The 348-nt window shown below is 62.4% G+C and carries 1 protein-coding gene; it reads left to right on the forward strand.

What is annotated here, in order from left to right:
• On the forward strand, positions 1–303 hold a 303-nt coding region (locus G3I42_RS33845; protein ID WP_164291483.1), incomplete at its 5' end, for a hypothetical protein.
• Positions 304–348 lie beyond the last annotated feature (45 nt).

Below are 348 nucleotides of genomic sequence, written 5' to 3' on the forward strand. Positions count from 1 at the left end.
GATCAAGACGGTCCAGGGCGAGAGCTGAATGCTTATGAGAAGGTTCTCGCGGAGGACCGTCGCGTCGTGCGCGAGATGCTCCGTGTGAGCATCGGCGGCGCCCATGCCGGACTTCTCATAACGGCATTCATCGTGGTCTTGTTCGCAGCCATTGGCGGTACCGGATGGGCTCTGATCGTTGGCGGAGCGGTTGCGTTCTGGTTCACCGTCGCCCTTATCGCGGCTGTCGGTGGCGGCCGCCGCGGGTGGGCAGCAGTCAAACGCGCTTACCTCTTGACCTTCGGCTGGGCCGGTTGGCTGTGATCTCCGCAAGGGTATGGCCAAGGTGAGCATGCAACATCGGTAGCT

Source organism: Streptomyces sp. SID11385 (assembly GCF_010548245.1).
Classification (GTDB): domain Bacteria; phylum Actinomycetota; class Actinomycetes; order Streptomycetales; family Streptomycetaceae; genus Streptomyces.